Source organism: Vibrio sp. 10N.222.47.A9, assembly GCF_963872585.1.
In the GTDB taxonomy this organism is placed as follows: domain Bacteria; phylum Pseudomonadota; class Gammaproteobacteria; order Enterobacterales; family Vibrionaceae; genus Vibrio; species Vibrio splendidus.
The window spans coordinates 128,499-152,537 of the sequence record NZ_CAWNBB010000056.1; the positions used below are offsets into that span (position 1 = coordinate 128,499).

The 24,039-nt window shown below is 44.7% G+C and carries 18 protein-coding genes; 12 read left to right on the top strand and 6 right to left on the bottom strand.

The window, feature by feature from the left end; all coding sequences use genetic code 11:
• Nucleotides 1-17: 17 nt before the first annotated feature.
• Nucleotides 18-2,096: a DUF4962 domain-containing protein gene (locus AACT19_RS18690; RefSeq protein ID WP_076648065.1), complete on the bottom strand. Its 2,079-nt coding sequence runs from the start codon at nucleotides 2,094-2,096 to the stop codon at nucleotides 18-20.
• Nucleotides 2,097-2,314: 218 nt separating this feature from the next.
• Nucleotides 2,315-4,093 (bottom strand): sodium:solute symporter family transporter, encoded by a 1,779-nt coding sequence (locus AACT19_RS18695; protein ID WP_076648068.1) that lies wholly within the window; start codon nucleotides 4,091-4,093, stop codon nucleotides 2,315-2,317.
• A 985-nt stretch (nucleotides 4,094-5,078) separates the two neighbouring features.
• Between AACT19_RS18695 and AACT19_RS18700 the strand changes: the two genes are divergently transcribed.
• The 4 genes from AACT19_RS18700 to AACT19_RS18715 all read left to right on the top strand — a co-directional run bounded on the left by AACT19_RS18700 (nucleotide 5,079) and on the right by AACT19_RS18715 (nucleotide 8,551).
• Complete coding sequence (locus tag AACT19_RS18700) at nucleotides 5,079-5,549, top strand: hypothetical protein (protein ID WP_017080997.1); 471 nt, start codon at nucleotides 5,079-5,081, stop codon at nucleotides 5,547-5,549.
• Between the two features lie 25 nt (nucleotides 5,550-5,574).
• A complete protein-coding gene (locus AACT19_RS18705) occupies nucleotides 5,575-6,501 on the top strand; it encodes a tripartite tricarboxylate transporter substrate binding protein (protein ID WP_076648071.1) in 927 nt (308 codons plus the stop codon).
• A gap of 85 nt (nucleotides 6,502-6,586) precedes the next feature.
• Nucleotides 6,587-7,042: a tripartite tricarboxylate transporter TctB family protein gene (locus tag AACT19_RS18710; protein WP_029222392.1), complete on the top strand. Its 456-nt coding sequence runs from the start codon at nucleotides 6,587-6,589 to the stop codon at nucleotides 7,040-7,042.
• A 9-nt stretch (nucleotides 7,043-7,051) separates the two neighbouring features.
• Nucleotides 7,052-8,551 (top strand): tripartite tricarboxylate transporter permease, encoded by a 1,500-nt coding sequence (locus AACT19_RS18715; protein ID WP_017077174.1) that lies wholly within the window; start codon nucleotides 7,052-7,054, stop codon nucleotides 8,549-8,551.
• 262 nt (nucleotides 8,552-8,813) lie between these two features.
• Here AACT19_RS18715 and AACT19_RS18720 read toward each other — a convergent pair whose 3' ends face one another.
• Entirely contained in the window at nucleotides 8,814-9,530 is a 717-nt protein-coding gene (locus AACT19_RS18720) for a FadR/GntR family transcriptional regulator (RefSeq protein ID WP_017090781.1), read from the bottom strand.
• Nucleotides 9,531-9,810: 280 nt separating this feature from the next.
• Here AACT19_RS18720 and phnD point away from each other — a divergent pair, with 280 nt between their 5' ends.
• From phnD to phnE (AACT19_RS18740), 4 genes are all read left to right on the top strand, one after another.
• Nucleotides 9,811-10,767 carry a phosphate/phosphite/phosphonate ABC transporter substrate-binding protein gene (gene phnD, locus AACT19_RS18725; RefSeq protein WP_076648074.1) on the top strand — a complete coding sequence of 319 codons (957 nt, stop codon included), beginning with the start codon at nucleotides 9,811-9,813 and terminating at the stop codon, nucleotides 10,765-10,767.
• 142 nt (nucleotides 10,768-10,909) lie between these two features.
• A complete protein-coding gene (gene phnC / locus AACT19_RS18730) occupies nucleotides 10,910-11,722 on the top strand; it encodes a phosphonate ABC transporter ATP-binding protein (protein WP_076648076.1) in 813 nt (270 codons plus the stop codon).
• Entirely contained in the window at nucleotides 11,719-12,573 is an 855-nt protein-coding gene (gene phnE / locus AACT19_RS18735) for a phosphonate ABC transporter, permease protein PhnE (RefSeq protein ID WP_076648079.1), read from the top strand. Before phnC ends, phnE (AACT19_RS18735) begins: the two co-directional genes overlap by 4 nt.
• 10 nt (nucleotides 12,574-12,583) lie before the next feature.
• Complete coding sequence (gene phnE, locus AACT19_RS18740; protein WP_207551971.1) at nucleotides 12,584-13,414, top strand: phosphonate ABC transporter, permease protein PhnE; 831 nt, start codon at nucleotides 12,584-12,586, stop codon at nucleotides 13,412-13,414.
• Between the two features lie 104 nt (nucleotides 13,415-13,518).
• Here phnE (AACT19_RS18740) and AACT19_RS18745 read toward each other — a convergent pair whose 3' ends face one another.
• From AACT19_RS18745 to AACT19_RS18755, 3 genes are all read right to left on the bottom strand, one after another.
• On the bottom strand, nucleotides 13,519-14,316 hold the full coding sequence (locus tag AACT19_RS18745) for a fumarylacetoacetate hydrolase family protein (RefSeq protein ID WP_445286123.1): 798 nt from the start codon (nucleotides 14,314-14,316) through the stop codon (nucleotides 13,519-13,521).
• A 324-nt stretch (nucleotides 14,317-14,640) separates the two neighbouring features.
• Nucleotides 14,641-16,794, bottom strand: a complete 2,154-nt coding sequence (locus AACT19_RS18750; RefSeq protein ID WP_017088168.1) for a heparinase II/III domain-containing protein — start codon at nucleotides 16,792-16,794, stop codon at nucleotides 14,641-14,643.
• 2 nt (nucleotides 16,795-16,796) lie between these two features.
• A complete protein-coding gene (locus AACT19_RS18755) occupies nucleotides 16,797-19,004 on the bottom strand; it encodes a heparinase II/III domain-containing protein (protein WP_076648083.1) in 2,208 nt (735 codons plus the stop codon).
• A gap of 333 nt (nucleotides 19,005-19,337) precedes the next feature.
• Between AACT19_RS18755 and AACT19_RS18760 the strand changes: the two genes are divergently transcribed.
• From AACT19_RS18760 to AACT19_RS18775, 4 genes are all read left to right on the top strand, one after another.
• On the top strand, nucleotides 19,338-19,673 hold the full coding sequence (locus AACT19_RS18760; RefSeq protein ID WP_004733502.1) for a cupin domain-containing protein: 336 nt from the start codon (nucleotides 19,338-19,340) through the stop codon (nucleotides 19,671-19,673).
• Between the two features lie 34 nt (nucleotides 19,674-19,707).
• Nucleotides 19,708-20,640, top strand: coding sequence for a sugar kinase (locus tag AACT19_RS18765; RefSeq protein WP_017077178.1), 933 nt, complete (start codon nucleotides 19,708-19,710; stop codon nucleotides 20,638-20,640).
• A 73-nt stretch (nucleotides 20,641-20,713) separates the two neighbouring features.
• Nucleotides 20,714-21,340, top strand: coding sequence for a bifunctional 4-hydroxy-2-oxoglutarate aldolase/2-dehydro-3-deoxy-phosphogluconate aldolase (locus tag AACT19_RS18770; RefSeq protein WP_017069898.1), 627 nt, complete (start codon nucleotides 20,714-20,716; stop codon nucleotides 21,338-21,340).
• Nucleotides 21,341-22,201: 861 nt separating this feature from the next.
• On the top strand, nucleotides 22,202-23,968 hold the full coding sequence (locus AACT19_RS18775) for a sodium:solute symporter family transporter (protein WP_004733505.1): 1,767 nt from the start codon (nucleotides 22,202-22,204) through the stop codon (nucleotides 23,966-23,968).
• The last annotated feature ends 71 nt before the right edge of the window (nucleotides 23,969-24,039 follow it).

Consider the following 24,039-nt stretch of genomic DNA (forward strand, 5'->3'; position numbering starts at 1 on the left):
TCTGTTACTTCAGCGGATTACAGTTCGATTGAAACCGTTTCGCCGTCAACATTGAGCAGTAGCGTGTTGCCTTCAAGCTTGTGAGACACTTCAACTTGCTCGCCTTCGTTCTTATTAGGAACGAGAAGCGTCAGGATGTTGTGCTCTTTCGATGGCTTGAATTCCACTTCCACGTGACGGTGGATCTCAAGATCTTTAAACTCGTATGGGTCAACTTCGCCAAAGCCTTCAACGTTCTTAACTGAAGTGATGTTATCAGCAGACTCGTTGATGAAGTTTACGTCTAGGTGTGCAACTTCGCCGCAGATAGTGAAAGACTTGTCTGCCACTTCGTTTGCGAAAGTTGTGTGCATTAGCCAAGTCATGTCTTTCTCTTCAGAAAGCGTTGCCTTGTCTTGCATTACGAATACTTTACCTTGAACGAACCAGACTTTACGCTTGTAAGATTCAATTTCAGGAACGAAGTACTTGTAAGATGCCGTTGCATCACCTTCAACCATCTTCACATCAGATTCTGTGTCGAAGTCAGAGATAGTACCGCCCGCTTCGATACAGAAGCGATCTTGGTGGTTTTCGTAGCCTGTGTTCTTGTTCTCGCCGTACTGACCTTTACCACCGAATAGTGGAAGGTTTTTAGAGAACGTTTGACGACGCCATTTCGTGTGCATGTCTACACCGAAACCACCGTAGTAACCTGTTACTGATGCTAGCGTTTCACCGAATGCGTGCAACGTAAATGCGTTTTGGTCACCGTGAGAGTGGCTGATTGAGCCAAACGGAGAACATTTGAATACCATGTGAATATGGTTATCACGCTCAGTCATCTTGTTGTGGAATGCAGCCCAACCCGTGATTGGGAATACTTTCAACAGTGGATCGTTCGATGGTGCTTTCTCTTCAGGTGCATCCCAAAGGAAGTTGAAACGAAGATCGTCGTAGCCGAAGTCCCACCAACCAAAGTTGTAGAATTTGGTGTGTGCTTCAGTATCACGGCCTTTCAGTTGGTTGTAGTACCAAACGTACTCAGGCTTCTGGTTAACACCTGCGTAATGCTTGATGTTGTAAGCCAGTTTTAGACCTGGGAAATCACCGATTGAAGACTGGTCACAGAAGCTCGCGCGCTTAGAGTGAACAGGCATGCAGTAAAGCGGGAAATCACCTGTGTTTTCGTAGAATGTTTTGTTAAACATGTCTACACCACAGTATGCTTTCAATAGGTCGAATGCTTCGCCTAGGAATGCAGTTTGCGTGTTCCAGTAATCAGGACCTTCAGCCCAACCGCCGTCTACACCGCCCCATGGTGGGTAATGTACTGCGTAGTATTCTAGCGCGTATGCAATGTACTCGCCTGCTTTCGGGTGATCGTGGTAAAGCGCGATACACGTTGGGATGATAGCAGAAGAGATAGAACGAACACCGTGGCTGTTTAGTGGGTTGTTCAATAGATCAACCGTCACTTTCAGGTGGTGCATGATTTCGTCTAGACGCTCAATCAAAGCATCTTGAACTTGCTGGCGTTCTTCATCTGTGAAGTAGCCGTGTAGCCAGTCGTAACCCCAAGCCATAGCAGCGATAACACGGAAAGCCGCTTCATCGTTATAGCCACGAGAAGTCACGCCTTCTGGATCGTACGTAGACAGTTTTAGAGTCCAAGCTTTTGCTTTCGCAATGAGCGCTTCGTCTTCTTTTACAACACCAGCAATCGCTAGGTTACGTGTCGCGTTCAGTGCCATTTGGCAATCAACGTACATTTGACGCCAATAAGGACGCCATAGAGAAGCTTTACCTACCGTCTCAGCTGGGTACGCTTGAGGCTCTTCGAAAGGAGCAGTCTCAAGGAACTTAACGGTAGAGTTGTTGTAGAAATCATCAAACATACAGTGAGCTTGATCAGCTTTCACTTTTGCTTTGAATTCTTCTAGCTGATCAGCTTGAACAAGAAGACGCGGACGTGCTTCGCTCAAGGTGTCTAGGAATGATAGATCGAAGTCACGTGTTTGAACTTCGATAGGGAGTAGGTCTACAAGATTACCTGCTGAAGTATCGTTTTCCAGCTTCATCTTCCTGATTGCATCAAGAGATTTTTGGTCGCTCATTCTAACTCACTTATTTTTCAAGTTGATTGAAAGGAATTAGCAATAATATACGTCTTATTGTAGGACAATTGAATGTATTTCGATTCAATCGTACAATTTTTTACAGTTTTCGTGATTTAGGTCTGATGTTGTAAGGCTGACACGTTTACTCGCTTCGCAAAGCAAAAAATGCGACGCCCTTTCGAGTCGTCGCATTCTATCTAAGTGTTAGCTATATATTAGCTTTCAGTTACAACTTTAGCTTGCTTGCCGCCGTCATCGACCGCTTTCACAAGTAGAACACCGACACCACCAACTATCACACCACATAAGATGAAGACTAGGCGTCCCCACATTGGGTTAGTCAGAAGAGCCATCAGCATAATACCAACACCCGCTACCGCAATCAGTTTACCAAGCATTTGACGTTGTTTGTTATCCAACACTTTTTGCTCTGCCGATTCAGCTACTAATGGGGTATCTAAGTTGCCAAAGAACTTATCAACATCCGCTTGACGTTCTTTTGATAGAGGCTTGTAGAACATCGTAGATAGTACGAAGAAGCCACCGGTTAGCGTGATGTGAGCAATAAGACCAATCGCAACTTTAACATCAGACCATTCACGTCCTGTTAGAGTATCAAGACCAAACGCCGCTGCTACCATCTCCGCGTTGATAACAAAACCAACCACATAAGATACGATACCACCAACAACTAGCGTTCCCCAACCAGCCCAGTCCGGAGTCTTCTTGATGAAGAAACCAAGGAATGCAGGAATCGTCATAGGGAAACCGATTAACGCACCTACGTACATCATTGTATCAAACAGGCTTAAGCCTTTTAATGAGTTGATGAACTGCGCAATTAGGATAATAGCGAAACCAAATACCGCTGAAGTAATTTTAGATACGGTTACTAGTTCTTTCTCTGATGCTTGACCTTTACGAACGATTGTTTCGTAGAAGTTCTTAACAAAAATACCTGAGTTACGGTTTAGACCTGAGTCCATTGAAGACATTGTCGCTGCAAACATCGCGGCAACTAGAAGACCAACCATACCTGCTGGCATGTACTCTTGTACGAAGTATAGGTAAGCAAAGTCACCCGCTTTTTTACCTGCATTCGGGTAAGCCGCTGATAAATCAACACCTTGGCCTGCAATGAACCAAGAAGGCATGAACCAAATAAACACACCACACAACATCAACACACAAGCAAGCAATGCAGCTTTCTTAGCATTCTTTGAATCTTTTGCTGCTAGGTAACGGTATGAGTTAAGCATGTTGTTCGTGATTGAGAACTGCTTAACGAAGATGAAGAATGCCCAAATCGTAAAGATGCTTAGGTAGTTGATGTTGTTGCCCCAAAGGAACGAACCACCATCTTGTACTGGGAAGTTGTTAACAATCTCACCAACACCGCCACCTTGAACAACCGCTACAACCGCACAAGTTACCGTTACCGCCATGATGATAACCATCTGCATGAAGTCAGATGCGATTACCGCCCATGAACCACCTGTTACCGACATTGCCAATACCACTAGGCCAGTCACCCAGATAGTCATGTTCATGTCGAAACCGAAGATACCCGAAGCGATGATTGCCAATGCGTTTAACCACACACCCGCAGATACCACTGAGTTTGGCATTGAAGACCAAGTGAATACTTGTTCGTTGGTTGCACCAAAACGCATACGAATCGCTTCGATTACCGTAACAACGCGAAGTTGACGGAATTTCGGCGCGAAGTACGCGTAGTTCATGAAGTAACCAAATGCGTTGGCTACGAAGATGACCGCTACAGCGAAACCATCGTTATACGCTTTACCTGCTGCACCGGTGAATGTCCATGCACTAAACTGGGTCATAAAGGCGGTTGCACCAACCATCCACCACAACATGTTACCGCCCCCGCGGAAGTAGTCACTAGTAGTACTTGTAAATGTTCTAAACATCCAACCTATCGCAATCAAGAATAGGAAATAAATGCCGACAATAATCGTGTTGAGTTCCATCGTGTATCCTTTGTCCGTTTTAATTTGTTACGAGGACTATAGGAAATTCGACCCTTTATTTGTAGTACAATAATCCAAATAAGTGATGGTGATCTTATTTTGATTGATTAAGTTAATTATATATATGACATAGGATGGAATATGGCTAATCCATTAAGGAAATTGTTAGGGTTTTAGGTAAAAACCCAAAACATCAAACACTAAAAATAAATTAAACCTTAAAAACAACAACTTAAAATAAAAGTGAGACTTTGCACACTTATTAACAAATACAACCAAACACATATAAACATAAAGACCTCAAAAATAATAAAAGAGAATCCGTGACCAAACCCACATCATTCATCACACAATAAACCAGTGTTTTTATCAAAATCGAGCGGGTAATATCATTAGAATTCAATTTAAATTTGTGTAGTGCTCTTATCTTTAGATCTAAATATAAATGGATGAGAAATCACCTCAATCGAATGACTATTTCAACCATTTCCTGATGAGTTAAGAGAGGAAATTTAAGATGCTGTCTCTGGGAGTGATAAAGAGAACGTGCAAAGAATAGAGGGTATTGAGCAACCCGAATAGCTAAAGAAAAATGGAAAAATAATTGAACCAAAACAGTGCAACACGCTTCCTAAAAACAAACAGATTAGCTCGCTAACATGTTCGTATGTCTCCCATTGTTTTATTGGGTGCTTATTATCACGCCAAAATTTTCGCCCATATGAATAAACAGAACGGTGACTATATGATGGTGAACTCATATCTAAAAAATCAGCCAAAATAAAACTGGGTCTTTGTGTATTTATATCCAGCTTAAAAAAAGACCAGAATCACACTATTTCCGAAACAATACGGTTAAAACAAGATCGAAGTCTAGTTAGAAGACTTCCGGTTGTGATCGCTCCGCGCTTCCAAGCTTTCGTTAATTGAAGAATTATTGTCATACAATATTCTATATACCTAACCAGACATAAGGACATGTGGCATGCGCTCAATGAAAGATATCACTCAAGACGCTATCGATATCGTTAAACCCTCTATCGACAAACTGTTTGAAAGAACCAATAGAAAAGAACTGCATATTGTCGTTATGAATCCACACCTCAAGCCTTGGGAAGCCTCTTTCGAAGACGCCATTCTTTATGAAGAGTCTTTAGGAACCCCTGATAACTGGACTATCAAGTTTGATCACCTTGCTCGTAAGAAAGCTCAGCAAGCATGGCGAGAATCGACAAGCAATCTAACACTTCATTCTCAACACCCATCTTCATTACGTGACGAAGACTTACTGTTTTATGGTTCGTTTGTTTACGGAAACGTGGTTGTTGCCTGCAGTGGCGTACAACAATGGTATGACATGCTGATCAGTGGCTGGATAGCGGTAGCTATTGAACAGCTAGCAATGCACGAATACCAAACAGAAAAAGCAGAAAACCCTACAAAAACATATCGCTAATAATTAGAAACAGAAGGAACTTACTATGAGTAAATTATTAAAATCCATCATGCTGGCAGCTGGCATACTTGTTTCGGCAACGTCGATTGCAGCAGACTACCCGAGCAAAAACATTCGCTTAGTTGTCCCATTTGGCGCGGGCGGCGGTACAGATGCAGTTGGCCGCACCCTTGCAAATAGTGCGAAAGACATTCTAGGACAAAACATTTCAATCATGAACCGTACGGGTGGTGCGGGCGCCGTTGGAATGAGCTTTGGTGCCCAGCAGCGTGCGGATGGTTACACATTAACAGTAGTAACGCGTGAAATCGCTTCGCTTCCTCAAATGGGTTTGATGCGCCATACCGCAGACGATTTTAGACTCATTCGCTTAGTAAACCTCGACCCAGCGGTCGTATTAGTTGCAGCCGATAGCCCATACAACACCATTAATGATTTGATTAAAGAAGCCAAAGAAAACCCTGGTAGCGTGAAATTTGCTTCAACCGCTGCACCAAACTTCTACTTAATGTCTCTTGAAAAAGACCAAGATATTAAACTCAACGCTATCCCTTATAACGGTGCATCTGAAGCGATTCCTGCAGTACTGGGCCACCACACAGATGTAACCATGGTGACACCGGGTGAAGCTATCGCTCAACTTCGTTCAGGCCAACTAAAAGCATTAGGTGTCATGTCAGAAGAACGTATTCACTACATTCCCGATGTTCCTACTTTGAAAGAGCAAGGTATTGATGTAGTAACAGGAACATGGCGTGGTATCGGCGCTCCAAAAGATACGCCGGATGCAGTAATCGAGAAACTAGGTGCGGCATTTGATGAAGCAATGGCAAGTGAAGAGTTCAAGTCTTTCATGGCAAAAGGCGCAATGACTATCCACAATCTTGACGATAAAGCCTTCACTACGTTCGTTTCCGAAGATACAAAATCGCTTACTGAACTAATTCAATAACATTCATCCAGAGGCACAACGATCAGTTGTGCCTTTTTTATCGGTATGTACCTTTCCCTTGCTTTACTTTTTAGGGGTAAATTCTATGTCTAACGCCAACTTAAATCGGAATGTCGTTTTCCCTTCCATAATCATCATATTAAGCGCAATAGCACTCGCGTTGATTACTCAGTTTGATCGTCCGATGTATCAAGATGCAAGTGTTGATGCAAAATTCTTCCCAATGATGATTGTGATTGCTCAAATTGCTATCTGTATTGTTCTCATCGTTCAGCACAAACTCAAAGGCGTCCCAGAACAACAAGAAGCGATGATAAGCAAGATGTCTATCTTCGGCGTGGCCTTTCTTATTGGGTACGCATTACTCATCAGTGTGGTTGGCTACCTTTACGCGAGTTTGATTGCATTTATGTTCTACCTCGTTTACTTCAAAGTTAAGAAGCCAATCTACTACGTTGTCGCCGTTGTCTTTGTGTTTGCGGTTTACTATTTGTTTGGCGAGGTGTTCTACATCGCGCTTCCTGAAGCAACCTGGTCATAGGAGGTCATAATGTTTGAATATCTAATCGATGGTCTCGCAACCGCTGTGAGTTTTGCAGTGCTACCTGTCCTTGTTTTTGGTGTGCTGGGCGGCGTAATTTTAGGCGCACTACCCGGTCTAACGGCGACGATGGGCGTTGCGATTCTCCTTCCGTTTACCTTTGGCATGGAACCGACGTCAGCCCTCGTGATGTTAATTGGTGTATACATTGGTGGCATTTACGGTGGTTCTATTGCCGCAATACTGCTTAAAACACCAGGGACACCAGCGTCTGCAGCAAGTGTACTCGACGGCCACACCATGGCTGTGAGAGGACAAGCAGCAAGAGCATTAAGTATTTCGGCTGTTGCTTCATTCATTGGCGGGTTACTCAGTACTATCGTCCTTATTGCCATTGCGCCTAAATTAGCGACCTTTGCACTTCGTTTTAATGCTCCAGAGTACTTCGCACTTGCTCTGTTTGGTTTAACTATCATTGCGAGCGTTTCTTCGAACAACATCTTTAAAGGGCTACTTGCGGGTACGATTGGACTACTGGTTTCTACCGTTGGGCTCGACCCAATCAGCAGTGTGCCAAGGTTTACTTTTGACATCATGGATCTCTACAGCGGAATCAATGTCATCCCTGTTTTGATTGGTTTGTTCGCTCTATCTGAAGCATTAAACCAACTAGAGAAACTGTTCTCTGAAAAGAAAGTCGTCGCGCCGAAGTTTGACCACAAATTATTGAGCAAAGGCGACCTTAAAGAAATGCTACCAACCGCAATAAAAAGTGGTTTGATGGGAACAACCATCGGTTCTGTACCGGGTGCTGGTGCTGATATTTCGGCATTCGTTTGTTACAACGAAGCAAAACGTTCATCGAAAAATCCCGAAGAGTTTGGTAAAGGATCAGTACGAGGTCTAGCAGCAGCCGAATCTGGAAACAACGGTGTAACGGGTGGTTCGTTAGTTCCATTGTTAACACTTGGCGTTCCGGGGGATGCTGTGGCAGCGGTTCTTTTAGGCGCACTCATTGTTCAAGGTTTAACACCGGGGCCTCTGTTGTTTGCCCAAAACCCCGAAGTGGTTTATGGCGTATTCAGCTCGATGTTGGTTGCTAACCTTGTGATGCTAGTGATTGGTTTACTGGGTATTCGTTTCTTCTGCCGTATCATTGAAGTACCCAAGATCATCATGATCCCAATTATTGTCTTCTTGTCGATCGTTGGTGCTTACGCGATTAACAACTCGATGTTTGATGTGGGTATTGCGATCGGTTTCGGTCTGTTGGGCTTTATCTTAACTAAACTGGATATTCCGTCTTCGCCAATTCTGCTTGCAATCATTTTAGGTCCAATGGCAGAAACAAATCTGAGGAAATCACTGTTGATGTACGATGGCAGTTGGTCTTTCCTTTATGAGCGCCCTATTGCACTCGCGTTTATCGTGTTGGCTGTATTCTCTGTTTATTCAACGTTAAAAATGAAGAAGAAACAGAAACAAAAGGAAACTGAACAATGTCCATAGTTGACGGCTTGTTCAACGGATAGCGGTTAAGGCATCGCAGTTAGCTTATTAGCTATAACCTGTAACCTGTAACCTGTAACCTTAAAAAACAAAGCCAGAGACCTAAGTCTCTGGCTTTTTCGTACACAATAAACAATCAATTTTTGTAAAAACAGACAATAAAAAAGGCATGCACTTGGCATACCTTTTTAAGTCGTTTATCTGAACGTGAGGCTGTTCATCTCAATGTGAGATGGCTCAGATGTACTTTAAATCGTTTCTATTACGCAGTCGCCAAACGGTGGTTAGCATCTTGCAAGTGAGCTGCAGACACGACTCTCGCCTTGTCACTGTCACCCGCCATGATAGCTTCATAGATTCTACGGTGTTCATTGATACATGTGCTTCCCTCTTCAGAAGAGTGCACAATGAAGTTAATGAACATGGTTGTCAGAATGTTGCCAAATGGCAAGTAGAAGTCGTTACCGGTCGCGTTGAAGATCAAGCTATGGAAACGAGTATCAATGTCTGTCCAACGCTCTTGGTCAAACACTTCTGCTTCATCCACCTCTACCATTTTTTGGAAGATCTCTGAAAGCTCGATACGTTGCTCAGCCGTCGCAAATTTTGCCGCCAGTGCACACGCTTCAGGTTCAATCGCACGGCGAAGACCTAAGAACTGTGAACAGAATTGGTCTACGTCGGTTAGACCGTCCATCCATTCAATCAGTTGAGGATCAAGGAAGTTCCAGTATGCGCGGTCGACTACACGAGTACCGATTTTCGGGCGGGACTCTAACAGACCTTTAGAGGTCAATAGTTTAACAGCTTCGCGAAGTGCCGTTCGGCTGATACCAAACTGTTCACACAACGCCATTTCACCAGGAATAATAGAACCTTGTGGCAGTTCGCCAGACAAGATTCCACGAGCGATTTCACGAGCTACTTGCACGTGCAGGCTGCGCTTCGAGCCCGAAATTGAATTAAAAGTGGTAACCATAAGTTCACTTATTTTATATGTTATGTTATGTTATGTTATGTTTATGTATTATTTAAGGATCACTATAACAGTATTTCAACCTACAGCCAATTGAGTAAAATCCAAACGAATCACAGGCTATTAATTTAGTCGCCTAATCAAACACTTAGAAAGTATCTAATTCCACTCCGTTAGAAACATTATGTTACACCATTCATAAATCCGTCATCAAAAAGCATCGGTTCTGTCATCCTCGATTCCTATACTTCGTTCCAACAAATCACTCAATTGGACTGACATAATGAAACCGACAAAAACAAATCTCACGCTTAAAAGCGCTATTACTGCTGCGCTGATTTTTTCTGGTTCTGCATTAGCGATAGATACGCGATACGAAGACCGCTCTGGTAACTTGGTCGCCGATGTACCCCAAGATGAATCACAATGGGTGGATCCAAACACGCTAATTTTTGCTTACACGCCAGTTGAAGATCCAGCAGTATACGCTGATGTGTGGAGCGAGTTTTTGAGCCACCTTGAAAAAACAACGGAAAAAACGGTTCGTTTCTTCCCTGTACAAAATAACGCAGCTCAAATTGAAGCAATGCGTTCAGGTCGTCTGCATATCGCAGGTTTCAACACTGGTTCAACGCCTCTAGCAGTTAACTGTGCTGGCTTTGCTCCATTCACAATGATGGCGGCTGAAGATGGCTCTTTCGGTTACGAAATGGAAATCATCACACACCCTGGTTCAGGCATCGAAAAAGTTGAAGACCTAAAAGGCAAAAACCTAGCATTCACATCGCAAACGTCAAACTCTGGTTTCAAAGCCCCTTCTGCGATTCTAGATGCTGAATACCAGCTTCAACCTGAGCGTGATTTCAAACCGGCTTTCTCTGGCGCTCACGACAACTCAATTTTGGGCGTGGCACACAAAGATTACGACGCAGCAGCCGTCGCTAACTCAGTATTGAACCGTATGCTTTCACGTGAAGTCGTAAAAGAAGGTCAAATCAAGAGCATCTACAAGTCACAAACCTTCCCAACAACGGCTTACGGCACAGCGCACAACCTGACACCAGAGCTTCAAGAGAAGATTCAAAAAGCGTTCTTCACTTTCGACTGGGAAGGCACGAAGCTTCAAGAAGAATTTGAGCGTAACGGTGAAGCGAAGTTCGTTCCGATCACTTACCAAGAGCACTGGGAAGTGATCCGCACTATCGATACAGCGAATAAAGTGTCTTACACGTGTAGTTAAGTTCAACCGAACAAAAAGCCAATCACACATTGATAAAACTAACTGCAGGTTTACGCGCCTGCAGTTACTCACCACTCTTAGCGGTTTGCTTCCGATTTCTGCCTCAGGCGAACTGTTAGTACACCGTCCTTATAGGAATTCTATGTCTACTCTTACCCTTAAAGGGCTTACCAAGCACTACTCCAGTTCTGATAAAGCCCTGACCAACGTTAGCTTATCGGTGAATGCCGGCGAAGTCGTTGGATTGATTGGCCCATCTGGTGCGGGTAAATCAACGCTGATTCGCTGTATTAACCGACTGACCGAGCCTACCAGCGGCGAAGTTATCTTCTCCAACACCAACCTAGAGACCTTGTCTAAGCGCCAACTGAGACATTCACGACGTGAAATTGGGATGATCTTCCAAGAGTACGCATTGATTGAGCGCTTAACGGTCATGGAGAATGTGCTTTCAGGGCGTTTGGGATACGTAAACTTCTGGCAAAGCTTCACTCGCCGTTTCCCTGAGTCGGACATCCAAGCGGCTTATGCCCTACTCGACCGCGTTGGGTTATTAGAGCACGCCAATAAAAGAGCTGATGCCCTATCAGGTGGCCAGCGCCAACGCGTAGGTATCGCACGTGCACTCGCTCAGAAACCAAAATTATTATTGATAGATGAACCCACGGCCGCGCTCGATCCACGCACTGCCCGCCAGATCATGCGATTGATCAGCGAAATTTGTTCAGAACAACAACTCCCAGCCATCATCAATATTCACGATGTTCAGTTAGCGAAACAGTTTGTCGACCGTGTTGTCGGCCTAAATGCTGGCTGTGTGGTATTTGATGACAAACCAAACTTGCTCACCGAAGACGTACTCACACAGATCTACGGTGAAGAAGATTGGAGCCAACAAGCAGAAGAAGAGGATCTCATCATTATGAACCCTCGATTGTCTGAGGCAACAGTATGACTCAACCATATCCAAATCAAGCTCATCAGCATTTAAAGTCAGCACAACAGAATCGCAAACAATACCCGATACAGTGGACAAAGCCGCCACTAATTTCTAGCCCATGGCTACGCTGGAGCTTAATCATCATGGTCGCGGTGTACTTATACCTTGCGACTCAATCGGTACACGTAAACTGGGCTCGAATCTACGAAGGCAGCGAGCGCGGCTGGCAGTTCATTTTAGCTTTCATGAACCCTGACTTTGGCGGACGTTGGAACAACATCTCACAAGGTTTGATTGAGAGCTTAACCATGACGCTCACGTCAACCGTGGCAGGTGTCATTATCTCGATCCCATTCGGATTAGGCGCAGCCAAAAACCTTGCCCCTACTCCCGTTTATCTATTCTGCCGTGCGTTTATTTCGATCGCTCGTAGCTTACAAGAGATCATCGTTGCGATTCTGTGTGTGGCTCTGTTTGGCTTTGGTACGTTTGCGGGTTTTGTCACGCTGACCTTCGCAACCATCGGCTTTCTCGCGAAATTGTTTGCCGATGAAATTGAAGCTATCGACCCAGCACCTCTCACTGCAATGCGTGCAACTGGCGCAAGTTGGCTACAACAGGTGAACTACGCCATTCAAGCGCAGGTAATGCCACGCTTTATCGGGCTTTCGATGTACCGACTCGACATCAACTTTCGTGAATCTGCTGTGATTGGCATTGTTGGCGCAGGGGGCATCGGCGCAACATTGAACACTGCCATGGACCGTTATGAATACAGCGCAGCGGCCGCTATTCTCTTGATTATTATCGTGATCGTGATGTTGTGTGAATACCTATCGACCATCATCCGCAAGCATGTGCAGTAAGGAGCGATCAATGAGCGCGCTAAATGACACCTCTACAAGCTCCATGAATCGTACCCAATGGCAGCGTTACGACAGTAAACAGAGCCTAATGCTTTGGATTGGCTGGCTTTGCTTTGTTGCCCTAACGGTTTTTGCATGGCAAGTCATGAACAAAGACACGATTTGGTACTTTGTGACTGACTCACCGAATCAACTTGCTGATATCTCGTCACGTATGTGGCCACCAAGATGGAGCTATTTAGAGTCACTTTGGAGCCCTTTGTGGGACACCATTAACATCGCAACACTTGGCACACTGTTAGGGATCATACTGGCATTTCCAGTTGCATTCTTAGCGGCACGCAACACAACGCCAAGCACAACGTTTATCAGGCCTATCGCACTGTTCATCATTGCGGCAAGTCGTTCAATCAACTCATTAATTTGGGCACTCCTGTTAGTGGCTATCATCGGCCCAGGGTTACTGGCCGGTATTATCGCGATTGCGCTACGCTCGATTGGCTTCGTAGCTAAGTTGATGTACGAAGCGATTGAAGAAGTAAACGTCACGCAGATGTCAGCGATTCAATCGACGGGGGCATCTCCACTGCAAGTCTTGAACTACGGCATTCTTCCGCAAGTAATGCCAAGTTTCATCGGCACGAGCTTGTTCCGTTGGGACATCAATATTCGAGAGTCTACCGTCTTAGGTTTGGTGGGCGCTGGGGGTATCGGCTTAAAACTGCAAGAATCGATGGCAATGCTGGCATGGCCTCAAGTGACTGTGATTTTCTGTGCGATTCTAGTGACAGTCATCTTCTCCGAATGGGTGGCTGCCAAAGCAAGAAAAGCCCTTATCTAAATACTAAAACAACGTCAAATAGACGGTTAGCTAGTCAATAAGATCAAAGCCTACTCACTGAGTAGGCTTTTCGTTTGTTGAAACGTAATAAACATTTTTCACCATCAGAACCGCACTTCGTTGACCACAGTCCCTACCCCTTCAATCGTGACACTCACTTGGTCCTTGTCGGACAAAGCATAGGTTCTTCCCGGCGTTCCCATGAAAACAAGATCGCCTGGTTTGAGGGTAAAATAGTGGCTCAAGTAGCTGATGACTTTTGTAGGTTTGTGAATCATAAACGATGTATTCTCTTGTTGAACAACCTTGCCATTTACACGCGTGGTTAATTGCACGTTGTTATAATCGATACCACGAACAATCGTGTTGCCAACCGGGCCAAAACCATCGGAAGCTTTCGCTCGGAGCCATTGTAAATCGGCGCCTTGCCAACTTCTTTCAGTAATATCGTTGCCCACCGTGACGCCAAAGATCGCTTGTTCGGCTTCTTCTTCACTGGCTTGACTGAGCTCTCTACCAATCACAACCACCAGCTCGCCTTCAAAATGAACATTTCTTGCTTTTGGTGGCACTTGAATCACTTCGCCCGTGAGAATCAAAGAAGAAGGAAGTTTAAGAAACATCGGCGGTGGTGCATCGGCAGGTGAGGCTAAGTGGCTAGCGAAGTTCATCCCGACGGCGAAGACTTTCTCTGGTTTTGTCGGTAGTAACACCTCAACCGACTCTAACGGGATCAAATTTTTTGCTACCGAATATTCGCCAAAGAGATCGCCGCTGACTGGTAACACTGCGTCATTGTCTAGCTTTCCATAGCTGATTTTGTCTTGGTATTGATAACGGACGAAATGCTCACTGCTCACCTCAACATTCTTATTTTCTGCCGCCAATGCGACACCAGACATCGCAACTATTGCCAATAACCACTTCATCCTTGAATCCCTTTATTTTTAAATCCTAAATTATACTTTAGCCCACTCTGTAAGATTCGAAGGAAAAGGGAAGCTCCGTTGCCCCATCCTCTTTCCCCCTTCTTATAAAAGCAGCACGCATAAAAAAACCGAGCAACTCGCAGTGAGTTACTCGGTTTGACTTATTCCCGATGTTTTCAGTCGTTGTTGGTATCAACGAACGATTTTGCAATCACGACTAAATTCAATGTGATGCTTCGTTCCCGCAAAGCACCACATCAATACATGCCATTGTTAAACGGCATGTATGTTAATCATTTACAGTTGAGCAAATGATCCTTCCCACGAGTATGTCTCACCCGCGAACTCAACAGTGTGAGTTGCTTGCTGCGTGTCTTCAGCTTGGTTTGAGATACCGTAGTGGTAAGTGTTGCCAGAAGTAGTCTGAATGCGAACAACAGTCCCGACACTGTTATGGCCCACAACAGACACTGATTTAACTAGACCACGAGCGCCTACAGAGGCTTCGATAGACTCGTTAAAGTAACCATGCGTTTCTAGTACAGAAGCAAACACGTGGTTTTGACCAGACTGACGTAAGATGAACGCAGGCTCACTCTTAAGGTTGAAGTCTGGATCGTTAGCACCAGTGCGAGCAAAAATCACTTCGCTGCCCGCATTAGCGCTGGTTACTAGGCTGTAGTAGCTGCTGTCATGTAGCCAGCTTACTAGAGAACCTTCTTCGTTCACTTTGCCTGAAGCAACGTTCCACAGGTGTTGGTAACCGTTATCTTCACCTAATGGCTTAAGCGTTTTTTCCATGTTGTAATCGAAATCAGTACGGATGATTTGACCAGAGTGGTGAACGGGTAGGTCGTACTGGTGTTCAGCGTCAGCTTCGATGCGGTATACATCAATCACTAGTGGCTTCTCGAACTCAGGAAGTTCAGCAAGAATCACGCTGCGTTGCATGTCTACGCCTGTGTAGTACTCAGAAATTGTGCCGCTCATGCCTTGTAGAGACTGGTCGTCTGCTACGAAGAAGTGCTTCTGACCAAACTTAGACTCAGCCAGTGCTGTGTTGAAGTTGTTCTGCGTTTTCTGATCAACCGTTACTGTGTTGTGAGCAACCGTCTGCTTACAGTAAGACTTGTTCTCTGGGATGTAACGACCGCCAAACTTAGGCTCAACGTTTACCCAGCGACCGAAGCCGTAATCGTGCAGCACTTCGTGGCCACGGTTGAATACGCTTAGGTGCAGGCCATCGTAGTGACCGTGGTCTAGCGCAGAGTGGTACTGGTGATCAGAACCGTGTTGACCAAACCAGATCAACGCCATCGTGTCGTCATCTTGCTCGTCACGGTGACGAAGGATGCTTACGCCGCCTTTTTCGCCTTCAGGGCCGTCGGTTACAAACAGGCTACCCCAGTTGAATGCTTTGATGTCGTCTGCTGAATCAACCGCGTCAGACAATGTTTTACCTGAAGCATGAACCCAAACGTTTTGTTGGTGGTTAGCCATACCAAGCAGAGTTTCAGTCTGCTCGTAACGGTGGTAACACACAGACGTTGCCATGATAACGCCTTCATCGTTGATAGAGATTGTTTTCGATGAATCGTTCAGAGCTGGCAATGTACCGTCTGGGAATGCCGTTTTGAATACAGAGTAAGACGTTGTCTTGATCACTGAATCGTTGAATTCATAGATTCCAACCTCAGGCTGACGACGTTCAATCGCTTCTGCGAACAGGTAGATTGGACGTAGAGAGAAACGGTGGTAGTAAGGACCTTCCATGTAGTAGCCGTCTGGCGAAAACAGTTGGTCAAGTTGCGCTAAGAAACCGCCGCTGACTTTGTCTAGTTTCAGGCCGTAAAGCGCTTTGTCTACAGACTCTTGATCGTTGATTGCGTAACCACAGATACCTACTGCTGCCACTGCCCATAAGCCGTGGTTGTGTACGATATCGAAGTCGTGTGCGTAAGTAACAACGAACATTTCGATCATTTGCTTAAGAAGATCGTCTTCGATCAGACGTTTTTGCTCTTCAGAGATGGTGTGGTAGATGCAGCTGTACGCACAAGAAGCGTAAAGCATCCACATGTTCTCGTTCAACGTTTGGTGGAACAGCTTACCCGGAGGGTTAGAGTCACGGCTTACGTTGCTTTCAAGTGTTGGGTATACCGTCGCGTACGCTGTCAGCATATCAACGATGTAGTCACGGTACTTTGCTTCTTCAGTGATAAGGAACAAACGACCTGCTAGATCCATATGGATGTAGTTTTGCTTGTGACGGTTGTGCTCGTAACCGCCGCCTTCACCGTGACCTGGTACTTCAATGCCAACTTCCGCCATGTAAGCGTCAGTTTGTTTAATGTCGCGAGTCAGTGCGTTACCTAATAGGCTATCCTTGCCAAGTTCTTTACGAAGTTCAGCTGCTTCATCAAAGTTAAGTAAAAGTGGTTGATAGCTCATTATTATTTCCCCTGCCCTGCAGTGCTAAGTTCTTCTGAATTCGTTTCTTGTAAAGTTGTCTCGACTGAGTAGAAGCCTTTCCAGCTGTATACTTTGCCGTTCAGTTCTACTTTGTGTTCAGTGCTGTCAGTCGCACCAAGCTGGTTGCTGATCATCACTGTCACGTTTGATTTCTCTGTCGTAATCTCTATTACTGAACCGATATTGGTGTGAGCCACGACTTTGATGTCTTTCACAACACCACGTGCATTGACAGATTGCTCGAATTCTTCGTTGAAGTAACCGTGCGTTTCAACAACAGAAGCAAACAGTGTTGTTTCGCCTTTGCTGCGTAGAATGAACGCCGGCTCTGAACGTAGGTTAAAGCTTGGGTCGTTAGCGCCAGTGCGAGTAAAGATCACTTCAGCATTATCGTTAGACGTTGCACCTAGCCATGTGTAGTAGGTGTTGTTTTGTAGCCAGCTTACAATTGCTGTGCCCTTCACTTCACCGCTTGCCACGTTCCACAGGTGTTGGTAACCGAAATCGTCACCTAGCGTGTTCAGCTCTTTGTTTGCTTGGTATTCAAAGTTAGTGCGAACAATCTGACCTTGATATTGGTGTGAGTAATCGTATTGATGCTCGCCTTCGCCGCCCTTCTCAGAATCTAAACGGTAAAGGTCTAATAGTAGCGGAGATTCTAGCTCATCAAGGTTTAGCATGAACACGCTGCGTTGCATGTCAAAGCCTTGGTAGTGATCGTTAGCAAATGCACTCATGCCGTTGATTTGCTCATCTTCTACTTTGAAGAAGTGTGGTAAACCGTGTACAGCGTCTGCACGTTCAACGTCAAAGTTGTTCTGACATTTTTCATCAATCGTGACTGCGTTGTGAGCAATCGTTTGACGAGCGTAAGATTTGTTTTCGTCTAGGTAACGGCCGCCGAATTTAGGCTCCACGTTAACCCAACGACAGAAGCCGTATTCGCGTAGCACTTCTTGACCGCGGTTGAAGAAAGAAATACCCAGTGTATCAAAGTTGCCGTGACCCATGCCGTGTTGGCCGTAGTTCATCACAAGTTGAGAAACGTCGCCTTTCTTGTCCTGCATGCGGATAAAGCCTTGCGCGCCGTTGTGACCTTGAGGGCCTTCATTCAATTCAACACTAGGCCAGAAAGGCATGCCGATTTCTTTCTCCGCAGAAGCGGCTTCGTAGGCTTTAGATAGCTCAAGACCACATGGGTGCATCCATACTGCGTCTTGAATCTTCGCCATACCCAGAATATTTTGGTCTACGCCGTTTTCAGAAGAGTAATGCTTGCTGTAAACACTTACCGCAACCTGAACACCCATGTCTGTGATACCCATGGTACGAGAAGCATCATTCAAAGCCGGGAACTCACCGTTCGGGTAAGCCGTCGCAAGCATCGCTTGTACTGTGTTGCCAATCACGCCACCTTTGTAGTTATAGATATCTACTTCAGGCATATGACGGTGAATCACTTCAGCAAACACACACGTTGGACGAATCGCGTAACGGTGATAGTAAGGACCTTCCATGTAGTAGCCAGAAGGTGCAAATAACTGAGAAACTTGCGCTAGGAAACCGCCAGTATCATTACGGTCGATGCCGTACACTGACATTTCTAGGTATTCACGTTTGCCTAAAGCAAGACCACAAATGCCCACAGCGGCTACAGCCCAAATACCGTGATTGTGAATACGGTCGAAGTCGTGTGCGTATTTAACGGTGAACATTTCTAGCATGGGTTCAAAAATGCGAGACTCAATGTTGTCACGCTGCTCTTGTGTCAGTGTTGAAGCAACACAAGAGTAAGCTAAGCTTGAGAACATTAACCAGCAGTGTTCGTTTAGGATTTGGTGGAACAAACGACCTGTTGGGTTGGTGTTTTTCTGTACGTGGTAATCAAACGTTAGATATTTGTCTGCGTACTCTTCTAGTAATTCTGTAACAAAGTCAGCGTATTTTTGCTCTTTAGTGATCAAGAACATGCGACCAGCTAGGTTCATGTACGTGTAATTTTGCTTGTGGCGGTTATGTTCGTAACCCCCAGCTTCACCATGACCCGGGACATCAATAGGTAAACGCATGAATGCTTCTAGGTCTTTCGCGTTCGCTGCAATGGTTTTGCCCATTAAGCTAGAACGGCCCACTTCAAGATGAAGCTGTTCGATTTCAGCTTCAGTCAACAATACTGGTTTAGTCGTCATATTCTTTGTCACCCTCAATAAAGAGTTTATCTGCTTAAACTTTGATTAAATTTTCAAACTCCATATAAAGTAATACAATATGAGCTTTAATTATACCTATTCGTCGCCAAATGATGAGTAGAGTCACATAATTCACCGTAAGCCATTGATACAGTTAACTAATGCCAGATACCAAGCAATTCTTAAGTTGTTGATTCATTTACGCTATATAAACTATCGCTTGATCAATATCACACAAATTTAGATATATTGTATTACAATTGAACTCATTCCCTTATGATGGATGCAAGTTAAGTAACACTTAAAAGATTTAAACAGATTAGGAGATACACAATGAACTCTTTCTTTATCCTAGATGAAAACCCATGGGAAGAACTTGGTGGCGGCATTAAGCGTAAAATCGTTGCTTACACTGACGATCTAATGGCTGTACACCTATGTTTTGATAAGGGCGCGATTGGTCACCCTCATACTCACGAAATTCACGACCAAATCGGTTATGTTGTTCGTGGTAGCTTCGAAGCTGAAATCGACGGCGAGAAGAAAGTGCTTAAAGAAGGCGATGCTTACTTCGCTCGTAAACACATGATGCACGGTGCGGTTGCACTAGAACAAGACAGCATCCTTCTTGATATCTTCAACCCTGCGCGTGAAGATTTCCTAAAATAATAACTAGCGCAACCTCAGTTGCTAAGGTAAGCATATGAAATCATTAAACATCGCGGTCATTGGCGAGTGCATGGTTGAGCTACAAAAGAAACAAGACGGGCTTAAGCAAAGTTTTGGTGGCGATACGCTGAATACTGCACTTTACTTGTCACGCTTAACAAAAGAGCAAGATATCAACACGAGCTACGTAACTGCACTAGGCACTGACCCATTCAGTACCGACATGTTAAAAAATTGGCAAGCGGAAGGTATCGACACGAGCTTAATTGCTCAGCTGGATCACAAACAACCAGGGCTTTACTACATCGAGACCGATGAAACTGGTGAACGCAGTTTCCACTACTGGCGTAGTGATGCTGCAGCGAAGTTCATGTTTGATCAGGAAGACACGCCTGCTCTTCTTGATAAGCTGTTCTCTTTTGACGCGGTTTACTTAAGTGGTATTACGCTGGCAATCTTGACAGAAAATGGTCGCACGCAGCTATTCAACTTCTTAGACAAATTCAAAGCTCAAGGCGGCCAAGTATTCTTCGACAATAACTACCGACCTAAACTTTGGGAAAGCCAACAAGAAGCGATTTCTTGGTACTTGAAAATGCTTAAGTACACAGATACGGCTCTGCTGACGTTTGATGATGAGCAAGAGCTATACGGCGACGAAAGCATTGAACAATGTATTACACGTACGTCTGAGTCTGGTGTAAAAGAGATCGTCATTAAACGTGGCGCGAAAGACTGCTTAGTGGTTGAAAGCCAAAGCGCTCAATACGTTGCACCCAACCCTGTAGACAACATCGTTGATACGACTGCCGCTGGCGACTCGTTCAGTGCAGGCTTCTTGGCCAAGCGCTTGAGCGGCGGTAGTGCTCGTGATGCTGCATTTGCAGGTCATATTGTGGCAGGAACCGTGATTCAGCATCCAGGGGCTATCATTCCTCTAGAAGCGACGCCTGATCTGTCTCTATAATTACGCACTTTAACTATTAATCAAGGGTTTGCTTAGTTGAAAGCAGGCCCACATTTAACGTGAGAAAGAATTCATGACGACATTAAATGAACAACTAGCAAACCTAAAAGTAATTCCTGTAATCGCGATCAACCGTGCTGAAGACGCTATCCCTCTAGGTAAAGCGTTGGTTGAAAATGGCATGCCATGTGCAGAAATTACACTACGTACAGAATGTGCAATCGAAGCGATTCGCATCATGCGTAAAGAATTCCCAGACATGCTAATCGGTTCAGGTACTGTACTGACTAACGAGCAAGTTGACGCATCTATCGAAGCTGGTGTTGATTTCATCGTAAGCCCAGGTTTCAACCCGCGTACTGTTCAATACTGTATCGATAAAGGTGTTGCAATCGTACCGGGTGTTAACAACCCAAGCCTAGTTGAGCAAGCAATGGAAATGGGTCTTCGCACGTTGAAGTTCTTCCCTGCTGAGCCTTCAGGCGGTACTGGTATGCTTAAAGCACTAACAGCCGTTTACCCTGTTAAATTCATGCCTACTGGTGGCGTAAGCTTGAAGAATGTTGATGAATACCTATCTATCCCTTCTGTACTTGCGTGTGGCGGTACTTGGATGGTTCCAACTAACCTTATCGATGAAGGTAAGTGGGACGAACTAGGCAAGCTTGTTCGTGACGCAGTTGATCACGTTAACGCTTAATCTGTTTTAGATTTCGTGATAAAGCCTCACTTCGGTGGGGCTTTTTGTTATCTGGCGTTTATTGCGCTGACTAACCGTAAAACACGCTCAATCAACGTTCTGTTTCCCCATACCCTATCGCCGTTCTCCCTATGGCCTCGTACAGCTCCGTGACTAAGACAGGCAAGAACGAGTGATGTAAGGCTTTCAAGCGACCTCAGTATGCATCTAGCGAAGCGTTACTGGTGCTCCCTACCGCTTATCCAGCTCCTTATCCATCCCCTTATCCGACAATATTCCTTTTCAATACGTCGTCAAACATTTCTCATAGCATGCACTGAAGACCACAATAGACAAAGTGAGCCGAAAGAGTGTCCCGTCGTCCAGTTTAACGCCCACTCAGTGACAAAAATTCCAAATACGCACCTCTCAAGCACGAAAAAATGAATAAATAACATGGAAAGGCTACAGAACCGCAGACAAACACAAAATAGCGAGGTGAAAACAATGAGCTACACTTGAAATCCCAATACAAAAATTTTCAGTATAGAGTTCCAAATTAACGTGAATGTCGTCGCACAACCGCACTCAGTTGTAGCACATTTGTTACGGTTATAACTAAAATCTTATAGATACACATTTTTATAAGTGAAATGCTTATATTGTAATACATATAAACATTTAAATGGATATTTACCTTTAACCTGAAGTAAATCCAACAAACAACAAAATACAATAAAAACAGCAAGTTAAATTAACTTACCGTGTACACCCAAAAATCAATGCGACCTAGATCATACTAAAGACATATTGTAGTACAAATAAACCTTTGAACGCGTTAATCTAAGCCCAGTTAATTATGATATTTAAAAGGCTGAAAAGATGACTATCGATACTTTTGTTGTTCTCGCCTACTTCTTCTTTTTAATCGCTATTGGTTGGATGTTCCGCAAGTTCACCACGTCGACTAGTGATTACTTCAGAGGGGGCGGCAAAATGTTGTGGTGGATGGTTGGTGCAACCGCCTTCATGACACAGTTTTCAGCATGGACGTTTACAGGTGCCGCAGGACGCGCGTTCAATGACGGTTTCGTTATTGTAATCCTATTCTTAGCCAATGCTTTTGGCTACTTCATGAACTATATGTACTTCGCTCCAAAGTTCCGCCAACTTCGTGTGGTAACGGCGATCGAAGCTATTCGTCAGCGCTTTGGTAAAACGTCTGAACAGTTCTTCACATGGGCAGGTATGCCTGACAGCCTTATCTCTGCGGGTATCTGGCTAAATGGTCTAGCTATCTTCGTAGCAGCGGTATTCAACATCCCAATGGAAGCAACCATTGTGGTAACGGGTATGGTTCTAGTATTGATGGCAGTAACAGGCGGCTCTTGGGCGGTTGTTGCTTCTGACTTCATGCAAATGCTTGTTATCATGGCGGTTACGATTACTTGTGCGGTTGCAGCTTACTTCCACGGTGGTGGCCTAACTAACATCGTTGCAAATTTCGACGGCGACTTCATGTTAGGTAATAACCTAAACTACATGAGCATCTTCGTTCTTTGGGTTGTATTCATCTTCGTGAAGCAGTTCGGTGTAATGAACAACAGCATCAACGCTTACCGTTACCTATGTGCGAAAGACAGTGAAAACGCACGTAAAGCGGCAGGCCTAGCATGTATCCTTATGGTTGTTGGCCCACTAATCTGGTTCCTACCACCTTGGTACGTAAGTGCATTCATGCCTGATTTCGCATTGGAGTACGCTTCAATGGGTGATAAAGCGGGTGATGCTGCTTACCTAGCATTCGTACAGAACGTAATGCCAGCAGGTATGGTTGGTCTTCTTATGTCAGCAATGTTCGCTGCAACAATGTCTTCTATGGATTCAGGTTTGAACCGTAACGCTGGCATCTTTGTAATGAACTTCTACAGCCCGATTCTACGTCAAAACGCAACTCAGAAAGAGCTGGTTATTGTAAGTAAGCTAACCACTATCATGATGGGTATTATCATCATCGCGATTGGCTTGTTCATTAACTCTCTACGTCATTTGAGCTTGTTCGATATCGTAATGAACGTAGGTGCGTTAATTGGCTTCCCAATGCTTATCCCTGTACTACTTGGTATGTGGATTCGTAAGACGCCTGATTGGGCTGGTTGGTCTACGTTAATCGTTGGTGGCTTCGTTTCTTACATCTTCGGTATCTCGCTTCAAGCAGAAGACATCGAGCACCTATTTGGTATGGAAACAGCGCTTACTGGCCGTGAATGGAGCGACTTGAAAGTTGGTCTTAGCTTAGCTGCTCACGTAGTGTTTACTGGTGGTTACTTCATCCTAACTTCTCGCTTCTACAAAGGCCTATCGCCTGAACGTGAGAAAGAAGTTGACCAACTATTCACTAACTGGAATACGCCGCTAGTAGCGGAAGGTGAAGAGCAGCAGAACCTAGATACTAAACAGCGTTCAATGCTTGGTAAGCTTATCAGCACAGCAGGTTTCGGTATCCTAGCAATGGCTCTGATTCCAAACGAACCAACAGGACGCTTGTTGTTCCTACTATGTGGTTCGATGGTACTCACCGTTGGTATCCTGCTGGTTAACGCATCTAAAGCTCCGGCTAAGATGAACAACGAGTCAGTTGCTAAGTAGCTAAACAGCTAAACAGCTAAATAAGCAGCTAACAAGTTAAACTAAAATGAAGCCCATGTTATTCGATAACA